The sequence below is a fragment of the Hymenobacter sp. UYCo722 genome, assembly GCF_040547115.1.
GTDB lineage: Bacteria > Bacteroidota > Bacteroidia > Cytophagales > Hymenobacteraceae > Hymenobacter.
The window spans coordinates 14,445-27,886 of the sequence record NZ_JBEPPC010000012.1 but is presented as its reverse complement, the minus strand read 5'-3'; the positions used below and the strand labels follow the sequence as shown (position 1 = coordinate 27,886).

Annotated in this window: 13 protein-coding genes; 1 reads left to right on the top strand and 12 read right to left on the bottom strand. The window is 59.2% G+C overall.

Annotation, left to right across the window (positions count from 1 at the left end):
• From ABIB44_RS19805 to ABIB44_RS19775, 7 genes are all read right to left on the bottom strand, one after another.
• Positions 1-891, bottom strand: coding sequence for a ChaN family lipoprotein (locus tag ABIB44_RS19805; protein ID WP_354586417.1), 891 nt, complete (start codon positions 889-891; stop codon positions 1-3).
• Positions 892-970: 79 nt separating this feature from the next.
• A complete protein-coding gene (locus ABIB44_RS19800) occupies positions 971-2,362 on the bottom strand; it encodes an ABC transporter permease (protein WP_354586416.1) in 1,392 nt (463 codons plus the stop codon).
• Between the two features lie 9 nt (positions 2,363-2,371).
• Positions 2,372-3,319, bottom strand: coding sequence for an ABC transporter ATP-binding protein (locus ABIB44_RS19795; protein ID WP_354586415.1), 948 nt, complete (start codon positions 3,317-3,319; stop codon positions 2,372-2,374).
• Between the two features lie 155 nt (positions 3,320-3,474).
• On the bottom strand, positions 3,475-4,116 hold the full coding sequence (locus ABIB44_RS19790; protein ID WP_354586414.1) for a hypothetical protein: 642 nt from the start codon (positions 4,114-4,116) through the stop codon (positions 3,475-3,477).
• Entirely contained in the window at positions 4,116-4,625 is a 510-nt protein-coding gene (locus ABIB44_RS19785) for an RNA polymerase sigma factor (protein WP_354586413.1), read from the bottom strand. Before ABIB44_RS19785 ends, ABIB44_RS19790 begins: the two co-directional genes overlap by 1 nt.
• 240 nt (positions 4,626-4,865) lie before the next feature.
• Positions 4,866-6,008, bottom strand: coding sequence for a molecular chaperone DnaJ (gene dnaJ, locus ABIB44_RS19780; RefSeq protein WP_354586412.1), 1,143 nt, complete (start codon positions 6,006-6,008; stop codon positions 4,866-4,868).
• Between the two features lie 150 nt (positions 6,009-6,158).
• Entirely contained in the window at positions 6,159-6,731 is a 573-nt protein-coding gene (locus ABIB44_RS19775) for a nucleotide exchange factor GrpE (RefSeq protein ID WP_354586411.1), read from the bottom strand.
• A 142-nt stretch (positions 6,732-6,873) separates the two neighbouring features.
• Between ABIB44_RS19775 and ABIB44_RS19770 the strand changes: the two genes are divergently transcribed.
• Positions 6,874-7,347 (top strand): DUF3592 domain-containing protein, encoded by a 474-nt coding sequence (locus ABIB44_RS19770; RefSeq protein ID WP_354586410.1) that lies wholly within the window; start codon positions 6,874-6,876, stop codon positions 7,345-7,347.
• A gap of 7 nt (positions 7,348-7,354) precedes the next feature.
• Here ABIB44_RS19770 and obgE read toward each other — a convergent pair whose 3' ends face one another.
• The 5 genes from obgE to ABIB44_RS19745 form a co-directional block, all read right to left on the bottom strand.
• The gene (gene obgE / locus ABIB44_RS19765; protein WP_354586409.1) at positions 7,355-8,344 is read right to left on the bottom strand and encodes a GTPase ObgE; all 990 of its coding nucleotides are present in this window, start codon (positions 8,342-8,344) and stop codon (positions 7,355-7,357) included.
• A 180-nt stretch (positions 8,345-8,524) separates the two neighbouring features.
• Entirely contained in the window at positions 8,525-9,148 is a 624-nt protein-coding gene (locus ABIB44_RS19760; RefSeq protein WP_354586408.1) for an adenylate kinase, read from the bottom strand.
• Positions 9,149-9,223: 75 nt separating this feature from the next.
• Positions 9,224-9,793 (bottom strand): phosphoribosyltransferase, encoded by a 570-nt coding sequence (locus ABIB44_RS19755; RefSeq protein ID WP_354586407.1) that lies wholly within the window; start codon positions 9,791-9,793, stop codon positions 9,224-9,226.
• A 211-nt stretch (positions 9,794-10,004) separates the two neighbouring features.
• A complete protein-coding gene (locus tag ABIB44_RS19750) occupies positions 10,005-12,281 on the bottom strand; it encodes a sodium-translocating pyrophosphatase (RefSeq protein ID WP_354586406.1) in 2,277 nt (758 codons plus the stop codon).
• Between the two features lie 212 nt (positions 12,282-12,493).
• Entirely contained in the window at positions 12,494-13,408 is a 915-nt protein-coding gene (locus tag ABIB44_RS19745; protein ID WP_354586405.1) for a M20/M25/M40 family metallo-hydrolase, read from the bottom strand.
• Positions 13,409-13,442 lie beyond the last annotated feature (34 nt).

Sequence of the window (13,442 nt, the reverse complement as noted above, 5' to 3'; positions counted from 1 at the left end):
TCAATACGTCTTCGCCGCATCGGCCGGCACCACCACCACGTAATCGGCCACGTTCACCTGCTCCTTCTCCAAGGTTTGAAGCTGCTCCTGCGTCACCACGCTAATTGTTTTCACCCGCAGCTTGGGAGCCGACTGCCGCAGCCAGGCCACGATGCCATCGTGGTGGTCGGAATGGTAGCTGCCGTTGAAGTGCAGCAGGGTCTGGCCGGGCTGGCGGCTGGTTTCGATGAAGTGCGCCATGGTGGCATCCTTCAGCGCCTGGGCCTGGATAATGTTCTGGGCACCGCCACCGTGGGCCTGGCTGCTACCGCCGAACATGGCAGCCATATTTTTGTAGCCGGGCAGGTCGTAATCTACTTTTAGCGGGAGCGGGGCGAGCAGGGCGCGGTCGGCACCCGGCAGCTTGTCGAGGGCAGTGAGACTGCGCTGCGCAACAACCCTGGCAAAGGGGCGCGGGGCATTGGTACCGATGACGGGCAGGTGATTTTCGCGGGCAAACTGCAGCAGCGGGCGGTAGTCGGTGCCGTAGTTGGGCCACGGGCGCGCTTGGCGCTCGAAGGCCGTATCGGCCAGGGTGCCGGCGGCGTATTGGGCAACCAGCGGCTGCACGTCGCGCTCAAACATCTCCATACCGATAACCAATTGGCTGGGCTTCTTCAGCTTCAGCAGGTCCTTGGCCACTTGCAGCTCCAGCCAGTGCGCGAGGGCATCGTTGTGCTGCTCGCCGAACAACACCACGTCGGCCTGAGTTAGCTCGGCCAGCATCTGGTCGTAGTCGGCGGGCTGGCCGGTGGAGGTGAAGAGGCGGTAGGCCGGCCGGTCGCCGCGCAGCGTGAAGCTGGCGAGGCTACCAAGCAGGCAGAAGAGGGTGGCGAGGCGGAGGAAACGCATAAGGCTGGAAAGCGCTACTAAATAAAGAACGTCGTGCTTCGACAAGCTCAGCACGACGTTCAATGTTCCCAAACGGCAGTTATCCCTTATAAAACATCCACTTGCCCAGCTCGCGGTACGTCACCTTCTTGCCGTACATCAAAATACCCACGCGGTAGATGCGGGCCGCCACCCATACCGCGCCCAAGAAGCCCAGAATGAGCAGGAAGATGGACAGCGCCAGCTGCCACATCGGCACGCCAAACGGCAGGCGAATCACCATGGCAATGGGCGAGGTGAGCGGGAACATCGACATCCAAAAAGCCACCGGCCCGTCGGGATTGCGCAAAATCACCGACACACCTACGATATAGCTCAAAATGAGCGGCATCGTAATCGGAAACATGAACTGCTGGGTATCGGTCTGGTCGTCCACGGCCGCGCCCACGGCCCCAAACAAGGCCCCATAAAGCAGGTAGCCGCCCAGAAAATAAATGATGAACCCGAACATAATGCTACCCAGGGGCAGGTTGCCCAGAACCTCGAATATCTTGAAACGGCCGGTCATCGCCGTCTGCTGCTGCTTTTGCGCGTCCATGCCTTTGTCGAACGTCGCGGCGGCCGAGCGCGGCTCGTCATCCGCCACCGCGGCAGCTCCCGGCGCCGTGGGCGCGGCGGCTACTTCGGTTTTGGGCTTGTCCTTGCCCATCAGCAGTGGCAGCACCACCGAGCTCACGCCGAACGAGAGCACGCCCCACAGCAGAAACTGGGTGAGACCCACGGCCGCAATGCCCACGATTTTACCCATCATCAGGTCAAACGGCTTCACCGACGACAGCATCACTTCCATAATGCGGCTCGACTTCTCCTCTCCCACTCCGCGCATTATCTGTACGCCGTAGATGAAGATAAAAAAGTAGATAGCCAGGGCCAGCGCGTAGGCGATACCCGAGGTGGCTAAGGCGTTGCTGTCGGCCTCCTTGCCAGTTTCGTCGAGGCTGATGGTCTGCAAATCCACCTTCGAGCGCAGGCGGTCGAGCTGGTCCTGGGTGAGGCCGGATTTCTGCATCTTCAGGTCTGAGAAAGCTTTGTTAAGTGCCGTTTCCACGGCCAGCTGCTTCTTCAGGCTGATGTTGCCTTTGCCAAAAAACTGCACGCCCACGGGTTTCTCCACGTCGAGGGCGGTGGGTAGTACCAGCAGGCCATCGTGCTTGGCTTTCTGAAAACCCTTTTTGGCTTCGGCCAGCGTGCCGGTGGCGGGCACGAAGCGCACCCGCGGGGTACTCACCAGGCGGCCGGCCACGTTCAGGCCTGAGTCGTCGCGCACTTCCACCACGTCGGTGGTGTCGTTATCGGAACTGGCTACTTTGGCAATGATGAAGCCGAATGCCGCCAGCAGCAGCGGTACGGCCAGGGTGAGGATAATGAAAGACTTTTTGCGAACGCGGGTCAGGTACTCGCGCTGGGCAATGAGGAAGAATTTGGAGGCCATGACGACGGATTAAAGAAGTGCGTTCGCAGTTTCCAGGATGGTTTCAGGCATGGTCTCGCCCACGCGCCGGATAAAAATCTCGTTGATGCTTGGGATTTTCTCCCGGAAGGCTTCCACCTCCACCGCCCCGATGAGGTAGCGCAGCAGGTCGTTGGGCCGCACGCCATCGTGCAGCTGCACGCGGGCGTAGAAGTGGCCGTTTTCGCGTTCCTTTTGCTCAATCACTTCAAAATCGGGGTGCGCCAGAATGAGCTTGCCCCGGCCCTCCACCTCGTAGGTATTCGTCTTGAACTGGTCCCGAATCACGCCAATGGGCCCGTCCAGCACCTTGCGCGCGCGGTTGATGAGGGCAATGTTGTCGCACATCTCCTCCACCGATTCCATGCGGTGCGTCGAGAAGATGATGGTCGCCCCCTGCTTCCGCAGCTCCAGAATCTCGTCCTTAATCAGGTTAGCGTTAATCGGGTCGAATCCCGAGAACGGCTCATCTAGGATAATGAGCTTCGGGTCGTGCAGTACGGTGGCAATAAACTGCACTTTCTGCTGCATGCCCTTGCTGAGGTCTTCCACGTTTTTGCCGGCCCATTCCTTTATCTCGAAACGATTCAGCCATTGCTTGATGCGGGCCGTAGCATCTTCGCGGCTCAGGCCCCGCAGCCGGGCCAGGTAGAGCAGCTGCTCGCCCACTTTCATCTTTTTGTAGAGGCCGCGCTCCTCGGGCAGGTAGCCAATCTGGGCGATGTGGCTCGGATTGAGCCGCTCGCCCCGGAAGCGGATTTCGCCTTCATCGGCCCCAGTAATCTGGGTGATGATGCGGATGAGCGAGGTTTTGCCCGCGCCGTTGGGCCCGAGCAGGCCAAAGATGCTGCCCTCCGGGATGGATAGACTCACGCCGTCGAGAGCGACGTGGTTGGCGTAGGCCTTGCGCACGTCAATGGCTTCCAGTATTGGTTTCACAGAAAGAAGGGTTAGTTGATTGGCGGGATAAATGTAGAAGAATGCCGCTGAGTAAATGTATTAAGCCCGCTGCGCCCGCGCCAAACGCCGGGAGCTAAACGGCTACAGCCCGGTTCCAAACGGTGAATAAGCCGGATGAATGGGGTTGAGCCAGCTCAATCGGTTGTAGCCGGCTCAGGCTCGGCTAGTTCGCGTAGGCTGGCTTCAAGGCGGTCGAGGTGCTGCCCGTAGAGCCGCTGGAGGTACCAGCGGGTACCGCGCGCCGCAGCCCATTGCAATGGCAGCACCAGCAGTAGGACACACCCGGCTTCCAGGCCCACCAACCCCCATCGGAACCGGGCAGCCCGCACCAACTCCTGCCCCACCACGAAGCCAAGGTTCAGCAGCGTCGTCAGGGGCAGCGTGGCCAGGGTGAGACGGTAGTAAAACTGAATTTGCCGCCGCAATCCGGCGCAAAGCGCCCCCAGATGCTTCCGTACGTGGGTTTCGGCGCGACCCATGCGCCCCAACAGCTTCAACTGGCGGTAATAGTGGAAGAGCAGCAGCAGCGCCAGCAACACAAATACTACTCCGTATAGCCTGAAAATAACCAATTCGGGCCCGCTGACGAGGTAGACTAGCGCCCCCACCCCTACCAGCGCGGTGAACACCGTTTCGACCCAGGTGTTGCGCCGTAGCTTGGCAACGAGGTTGGTGGGGACGCGGGCCAGCATTCCCCGCAGTTGTACCGCGTCAACGGCAGGCGGGCTGACCGGTTCGGGCTGCTGCCACTGGCGGCGGAGGTCATCGAGTTCCATTAGGCGGCGGGGACTAAAAGCGAGCGAAGTTTTTCCTGCACGCGGTGCATTTTCACGCGCACATTGTTTTGGGTGATACCGAGGATATCGGCCATTTCCTCGTAGGACCGGTCTTCGAGATAAAGCAGCACAAAGGCTTTATCCACATCAGACAGCCGGCCGATGGCCCGGTAGAGCTGGGCGCGGTCGTCGGCATCGAAGCCGGTTTCCGGGGCTTGCGCCACGGCCAGCGCTTCGGCATCGAGGCCCACCGGAGCTGGGCGGCGGGTGCGTTGGCGCAGGTTCGAGATGGCCACGTTCAGCGCGATGCGGTACAGCCAGGTGCTGAGTTTGGCCCCCGGCTGCGGCACGTAGCGCGGCCACGCCCGCCACAGCTGCAGCACCATTTCCTGGAACAGGTCCTGCCGGTCGTCGGCGTCCTGGCAATACAGGCGGGCCACGCGGCGCAGCAGCGGCTGGTATTCGTGCAGCGCGGCAATAAAATCAGCAGACGGAGTGGCGGAGGCCATGCGATGTAGAAGTTTCGGGGAATGAATCGCCTGAGTGGCGACGGCATTACAACGAGCTATGGAAATTTCCGCAAGAACAACAACTGTCTGTCATGCTGAACGCAGGGAAGCATCCTGTTCAACGCAAAATGAGTCGTCTCACCAGCTCAGAATGCTTCCCTGCGTTCAGCATGACTGCCAAAAAAAGCCCCGCCTGACCAACGGCCAGACGGGGCTTTTCAAAACTATTTAATCAAGAAGCTACGCGAAATACTCCTTCACTTTCTCAAAAAAGCCCTTCTCGTTCTTGCCGGGGTGGGGCGTGAAGTTGTCCGAGTCGCGCAGCTTCTCCAGTAGCTCGCGCTCCTGGTTGCTCACGTTTTTGGGCGTCCACACGTTCAGGTGGATGAGCTGGTCGCCGCGGCCGTAGCCGTTCAGGTCTTTGATGCCTTTGCCGCGCAGACGCAGGATTTTGCCGGGCTGAGTACCGGGGTCCACCTTGATTTTCACTTTGCCCTCGATGGTGGGTACCTCCAGACTTGCGCCCAAGGCAGCATCCACAAACGAGATGTACTGCTCGAACATGATGTTGTTGCCGTCGCGCTTTAGGAACTCGTGCGGCTCCTCCTCAATCTGGATGAGCAGGTCGCCGGGTACGCCGCCGCGCTCCGGAAAATTGCCCTTGCCATTCATGCTCAGTTGCATGTCGTTGGCCACCCCAGCCGGGATGTTAATGGGAATCACTTCCTCGTGCAGCTGGCGGCCTTCGCCCTTGCACACGTCGCAGGTCGCCACAATGGTTTTGCCCTCGCCGTTGCAGGTGGGGCAGGTGCTGCTGCTCACCATCTGGCCGAGCATGGTGTTCACCACGCGCTTGGTTTGGCCCTGGCCTTGGCAGGTGGGGCAGGTTTTCATGTCGGTGCCGTTTTTGGCCCCGGTGCCGCTGCACGGCTGGCAGGCTACGTAGCGCTTCACCTTGATTTTCTTCTCAACGCCGTTGGCAATTTCCTCCAAATCGAGCTTGAGCTTGATGCGCAGGTTCGAGCCCTTCTTCTGGCGCCGGCCGCCGCCCTGGCGTCCACCCCCGAAGAAACCTTCGAAGCCCCCGCCCCCGCCGAAAATATCGCCGAATTGCGAGAAAATATCCTCCATGTTCTGGGCCCCGCCGCCGTTGCCGCCCATGCCTTGGTGGCCATACCGGTCGTAGCGGGCCCGCTTGTCGGCGTTGCTAAGCACTTCGTAGGCCTCGGCGGCTTCCTTGAACTTGTCCTCGGCCGATGGGTCGTCGGGGTTTTTATCGGGGTGGTACTTAATGGCCATCTTGCGATAGGCCGACTTGATGACGTCGCCCTCCGCTGTTTTGACAATGCCTAATACCTCGTAATAATCGCGCTTCGTAGCCATGTTTTAATTGTGTAGGGGCGGGTTGCACCCGCCCGCCATTCGCGCCGCCGCAACGGTCATCATTTAATTATATGGAGAGATACTACAATCTTGTGCTATTCGCGCCGCCAAAACGGTTTCCTTCTGACGGCGGGCGGGTGCAACCCGCCCCTACTGTCCTAATATTACTTTGGCGTGACGAATCACCTTGTCGCCCAAATAGTAGCCCTGCTCCACCACGTCCACGATTTTCCCTTTCAGGTCGTCGCTGGGCGCGGGAATCTGGGTGATGGCCTCGTGTAGCTCGGCATCGAATTCGCCGCCCTTGGCTTCCATGGCGGTCAAACCCTTTTGCTGCAGGGTTTTGTTCAGCTTGCTCTGAATAATCTCGATGGCGTCGCGCACGGCCCCGGCATCGTCGGTGGTGGCGGTGGCATTGCGGGCGCGCTCAACATCGTCGAGCACGGGCAGCAAGGCCACCATTAGCTCCTGGTTGGCGGTTTTGAACAGGTCGATGCGCTCCTTGCTGGTGCGGCGCTTGTAGTTCTCAAACTCGGCGGCTAGGCGCAGGTACTTGTCCTTGATTTCGGCCAACTCGGTCTCGGTGCGGGAGGCTTCGGGCTGCGGTGCGCCGGTGGCCGTCATGTTGGGGTCGGTGCTTTCGCCGTCGGCCATTTCGCCAGCTTCGTAGTTGGGGTCGGCGGTCAGGTTGTCGTCCTGCGGCAGGTTGGTTTCGTTAGCCATTTGCGGAAATATTCGTCGAAAGGGGTTTTTCACGGGGTTAGCCGGTTAGTCACGTTGCGGGCGCAATTCACTTGCCAAAGGGGCAGCGGCTGACATAGTGGCACGAGTAGCTTATTGATTATTCACCGCGTTATTTACAGGCATGAATTATAAATGGGCTGGCATACTGGCACTTTCAACCTTTATACTTTTTGGTATCTTAACAACGAATACCATAAGTTCGGATTTCGCGGGCCTGCTCGCCTATGCCTTCATTTTTGCTGGTATTCCTTATACTTTCTACAAAACATTTCCGTCTAGAATTGGCCTACTTATAGCAATTGCGCTACCTATTGCATTAGGAATGTCTTGGGGTAGATGGGTTGACTTTCTAGTACAACGGCAGCTCAAGAAAGAAGGCATCGCTACAACCGGAATTGTAATTGCTGCATGGGAATCACGTACTCGCCACAATGGAAAAGAGAAACTGTACAAAGCTAGTTTCAGGAGTCCATCCGGCGATATTCAAACCAGTTCCTACCGCAACACTAAAGACCTTCAGAAAGGAGATTCTGTTATTGTTCGATATGCCTTTTCAAACCCTAATATTTACAAAATCGAGGGATTAGACAATTGACCTATAACTACTCGTGCAACGCCTTCCAAATCATGTCCTTCAGCGGCGTGATGTTCTTATTGGTGATGCTGGAAATAAATATGGCGGGTACCTCGGCCGGGAGCGTCTGGCGGATTTCGGCCTCCAACTCCTCGTCAATCATGTCGGACTTGGTGATGGCCAGCAGGCGCTTCTTATCCAGCAAATCGGGGTTAAACTGCTCCAGCTCACCGATTAGCACCTTGTATTCAGCGTCAATATCGGGGCTGTCGCAGCTTATCATGAAGAGTAGCATGGAGTTGCGTTCAATGTGGCGCAGGAAGCGGGTGCCCAGGCCCTTGCCCTCGGCCGCGCCCTCGATGATGCCGGGAATGTCGGCCATTACGAACGACTTGTAGTCGCGGTAGGCCACCACACCCAGGTTGGGCACGAGGGTGGTGAAAGCATAGTCGGCAATCTTGGGCTTGGCGGCCGATACCACCGACAGCAGCGTGCTCTTGCCGGCGTTGGGGAAGCCCACGAGGCCCACGTCGGCCAGCAGCTTCAGCTCTAGGATAATAATGGCCTCGATGGCCGGCTCGCCGGGCTGCGCGTACTCGGGGGCCTGGTTAATGGAGTTCTTGAAGTGGTCGTTGCCCCAGCCGCCGCGCCCGCCGGGCACGAGGATGAGCCGCTGCCCGTGCTCCGTGATTTCCAGCAGTTGGGTGCCGTCGGGGTCGCGAGCCACGGTGCCAAGGGGCACTTGCAGCACGATATCGGCCCCCTGCGCGCCGCTGCGCAGATTTTCGCCCCCGCCATCGCCGTCCTTGGCAAATACGTGGCGCTGATACTGCAGGTGCAGCAGCGTCCAGAGCTGCGAGTTGCCTTCGAGGATGATGTGGCCGCCGCGGCCACCGTCGCCGCCATCGGGGCCGCCGTTGGGCAGGCCCTTGGCCCGGAAGAAGTGGTGCGAGCCGGCACCGCCTTTGCCCGAGCGGCAGATGAGTTTGACGTAATCGATGAAGTTATTAGAAGCCACGGAGATTGGGTATTTGATGTAAAAGAACGGTCATCCTGAGCACAGCGAAGGACCTTGTCACGTTAGAATTGACGGCCGAACAAATGTTCTAATGCCGGTTTTTCTAACGTGACAAGGTCCTTCGCTGTGCTCAGGATGACAGTCGTATTAAGAGATGACAGTCGTGTTAAAAACGTAAAGTTACGCCTTTACCTCTTTGGTCGCCTCGGCGGGGGCTTCGGGCCTGGCAGTCTGGTTCTGGTCAATCAGCCCGCAGATTTGGCCAAAAATACCGTCAATCGCACCAATGCCGTTGAGGGCGTGAAACTTCTTTTGGGCAGCGTAGTAGCCGGCCACCTGCGCGGTTTCGGTGTTGTACACCGTCACGCGGCGGCGGATTTTGGTTTCGTCCTGGTCGTCGGGGCGGTTGCTGGTTTTGCCGCGCTCCAGCAGGCGCGTCACCAACTCTTCCTCTTGCACTTCGAGCGCAATCATGCAGCCGATGTGGGTGTTGTGCGCGGCCATGAGGCGGTCGAGGCTTTCGGCCTGGGCCACGGTGCGCGGAAAGCCGTCGAAAATAAAGCCGCCCGCCTGCGGATTGGTTTCCAGGGCATTGCCAATCATGCCAATCACCACGGCGTCGGGTACGAGCAGGCCTTCGTCCATCAGCTTTTTGGCCTGCAAGCCCAGTTCAGTGCCTTCGGCAATCTGGGCGCGCAGCAGGTCGCCGGTGCTCAGGTGCACGAGGTTGTAGTGGGAAATGAGTTTCTGGCTCTGGGTTCCTTTGCCGGCACCGGGGGGGCCGAACAGCACGATATTCAACATGAACGAGAAGAGTTGCGCGGAGGCAGGTGGTGAAGTGGGTTTGGGCAAGTTACTCAATCATTACCAAAAACGTTGCTATACGGCCACGTACACATCGGGCAGGTTGCGGCCCAGCCCGTCGTAGTCGAGCCCGTAGCCCACCACAAAATCATTCGGAATTTCTTTGGCTACGTAGCGGATGGGCAACTCGTGGCGCAGGCTTTCGGGCTTGAAAAACAGGGTGGCAATCTCCACCGAAGCGGGGCCTTTGCCCAGTAGCGTAGGCAGCAGGTGGTGCATGGTAGTGCCGGTATCCACAATGTCTTCGACAAGGATGATGTCGCGGCCCTGCACTTCTTCGCGCAGGCCCAGCACTTCCTGCACCACGCCGGTGCTATCCGTGCCCTCGTAGGAGGCTACCCGGATAAAGACAACCTCGCACTCGCCCCGGTAGCACTTCAGCAAATCGGAGGCAAACATGAAGCCGCCGGTGAGCACCACCACAAACAGCGGCCGACGGCCGGCGTAGTCAGCACTCAAACGGGCAGCCAGTTCCACTACGACCTCATCCAGCTGAGCAGCCGACAGATATGGCCGAAATTCTTTGTTATGGATGGTAACGTTGGCGTGGCCCATGCGGCGTGGGGTGGGGTGAGGGAGCCGCAAAGCTAATCACGGATTTAACCGAATTTTTCGGGTTCCCCGGATTTCGTGGCCACTACCGGCCTTCGTCGCCCGCATTATTTCCCGCTGCCGAAACAAAAAAGGCTGCCCGGTAGGCAGCCTTTTTTATTGTTCAAATGCGGCGATTTGCCGGATTCATCGCAGTGTCCGAATCCGTTCAATTCCGTTTAATCGGTTATATCTGCGGTTCAGACTATTTCATCAGCACCGTGTATACCACGCGCAGGGCCGTCGGCGCTACCTCCTCCACGGCGTAGCGCACGTGGGGGCGGGCAGCTACTTCAACCCGCTCCTTTTCGAGCTGCACCGGGGCCATGCCACGCTCGCCGTCTTTCACTGCGATGTGAGGCGCAATAACCAGCGACACGATGCTCATCAGCTTGATGAGGATGTTCATGCTCGGGCCGGAAGTGTCCTTAAAGGGGTCGCCGACGGTGTCGCCGGTTACCGAGGCCTTGTGGGCGTCGGAGCCTTTGTACTGCATCACGCCGTTCACCATCACACCCTTTTCGAAGGACTTTTTAGCGTTATCCCAGGCCCCACCGGCGTTGCTCTGGAACATGGCCATGAGCACGCCGCTGACGGTGACACCAGCCAGCAGGCCACCCAGTACCTCGGGCGAGGAGGCGTTCGAGAACAGGCCCCGGCAGCCAAAACCCACGATAATGGGCGTGAGCAAGGCAATCGCCCCGGGCAAAATCATCTCCCGGATAGCCGCCTGGGTCGAGATGGCCACGCATTTTTCATACTCGGGCCGGCCAGTGCCTTCCATAATACCCGGAATTTCGCGGAACTGGCGGCGCACTTCCTGCACCATGGCCATGGCGGCCCGGCCTACGGCCGCAATGGCCAGCGAGGAAAAGATGAACGGAATCATGGCCCCGATGAACACGCCCGCCAGCACCGGGGCTTTGCTGATATCGATGGACGTGATGTTGGCCGTACCCATGAAGGCGGCGAACAACGCGAGCGACGTGAGCGCGGCCGAGGCAATGGCGAAACCCTTACCGGTGGCGGCAGTGGTGTTGCCCACGGCATCCAGAATATCGGTGCGCTCGCGCACTTCCTTGGGCAGCTCACACATTTCGGCGATGCCGCCGGCGTTATCGGCAATGGGGCCGAAGGCGTCGATGGCCAGCTGCATGGCGGTGGTGGCCATCATACCGGCGGCGGCAATGGCCACGCCGTAGAGGCCGGCTGCTTCGTAGCTCAGCACAATACCCGCGGCCAGCACCAAAATGGGCAGTACCGTTGATTCCATGCCCACGGCTAGCCCACCGATGACGGTAGTGGCGTGGCCCGTGCTGCTTTGCTGAATAATGCTATTAACCGGGCGCTTGCCCATGGCCGTGTAATACTCGGTAATGATGCTCATCAGGGTGCCCACTACAAGGCCGACCAGCACGGCGTAGAAAACGTGCATGGCATCGAAGCTGATGCCCCGAATGGTGAAGGCCCCGCTCGGCAGAATCCACATAATCAAGCCGTAGGCTCCGGCCGCTGATACGGCCACCGAGATGTAGTTGCCGGTATTGAGAGCGCCCTGCACGTTGCCGCCCTCCTTCACCCGCACGCACAGAATACCGATGAGCGAGGCGATGATGCCCATGCCCGCAATGGCCATCGGCAGAAAGATGGGCGAAAGGCCACCGAAATTATCAATCATCCGGTCCGAGCCCTGCGTCATCATTTCCTTCCCCAGCACCATGGTGGCCAGGATGGTGGCTACGTAGGAGCCGAATAGGTCGGCCCCCATGCCCGCCACATCGCCCACGTTGTCGCCCACGTTGTCGGCAATGGTGGCAGGGTTGCGGGGGTCGTCTTCGGGAATGCCGGCTTCGACTTTGCCCACGAGGTCGGCCCCCACGTCGGCCGCCTTGGTGTAGATGCCGCCACCCACGCGGGCAAACAGCGCAATGCTTTCGGCCCCGAGCGAGAAGCCGGTGAGGACTTCGAGGGCCTTTTCCATCTCCAGCCCGTTGGCGAGGCCGCTGGGCACGAACATTTTATAGAAGATAATGAACAGCGAACCCAAGCCGAGCACGGCCAAACCGGCTACGCCCATGCCCATCACCGAACCGCCCGAAAACGACACGTTGAGCGCCGTGCTGAGGCTGGTTTTGGCGGCCTGCGCGGTGCGCACGTTGGCCTTGGTGGCAATCTTCATTCCAATGAAGCCAGCCAGGGCCGAGAAAATCGCGCCAATGAGGAAGGCAATGACGATGACCGGGCTGGAGTTGCCGCTGGTGCTGCCCAGGTAGAAAAGGAAAGCCCCGGCGATGAGGCCAAACAGGGCCAACACCTTGTATTCGGCTTTGAGGAAGGCAATGGCCCCGTCGGCGATGTAGCCGGCAATGGTCGTCATGCGGGCGTCGCCGGCGTCCTGCCGGGATACCCAACCGGCGCGTAGCCACGTGTAAAGGAGCGCAAAAATGCCCAGCGCAGGCACTGCGTAGAGGTAGTTCGTCATAAAAGGTGAGTGGGTGGGGAAAAGTGAGTTAGGCAGTATTCGGGTCGCAAAATAGCGGAAATTGAAGCGAATCCAAGTTTCCTTCCTCCGGCTACCCATAATCAGGGATTTTGACCCTCATTTCCCTCCCCTTTCCCCCGGAGCAACCGCCGGTTCCGTAACCAGCCCCGGGAGCCAGCAATGGGTAACAAGCCCACGAGGCGCACCCAGCCCTAGAGTTCGCGCATCAACACCTGATACAGGGCCAGCATGCTGTCGATATCGCGCTTGTCAACCAACTCATCGGGCGAGTGCACATGGTCTTCGGGAGCTCCCACAAAGCACCAGTCCCAGGGCGCGGCAGCATGTTGTAATTCTTTAGCATCGGAGCCGCCGCTGCCCTCTACTTCCAGTTGGTGCGCAATACCTGAAGTAGCGGCGATAGCCCGAATGCGGTCGACGTAGGCGCGGCGCGGAATGAGCGAGTCGCGTAGCGAGATGGCGCAGCCCTGGCCGGCGTGCACGCCCTCCGTAACCCAGGTAATATCGGAGATGAGGGCCTGATGTACGCCGTAGGTTTCATAGATGTATTTGGCCAGATACGCTACCGAGCCGCCGCCATGCTCCTCCCAGCAGGAGAAGGCAATGATGCCGTGTTCGAGGGTTTCGCACAGGCGCAACGCGTTCCACACACCAAGCCGGTTGTCGAGGTAACAGCTTTGCACCGTAGTTTCGGTTTCGCGGAAATCACAGTAGAAGGTTAGTTCGGTGCCCCGGTCGATTTCGCGCGGGAACGCATAGCCCAGTTCGCCGGTTTCTTCGTCAACCGTTAAAGTACAATCTATCTCTCCTTGCGAATCTCTACCTACCAAGCGATATCCAGCCTCTGCCTGCGGCCCGCCGATGCGAACCAGCTGCCGGCCGTAGCGTACGGTGAAACCGATGCTATCGAGGTGCGCGAAAACGGCCGTGCGGGGCTCGCCAAACACCAGAAAAAGGCAATCCTGCAGGTTTTCGTGCGCAATCACGCGGGGCTGATGCTGCCACGAAGCCTGGTGCTGGCGCACATAGTCGAGGACGAATTTTGTGAGCGGCGCTTCGTTGCCGGCGGGGGCCGCGATGCGGCAAAGGGTGGACAGAAGATGCATACGACGCAGGGAAAACGTCCAAAGCTAGGCCAAA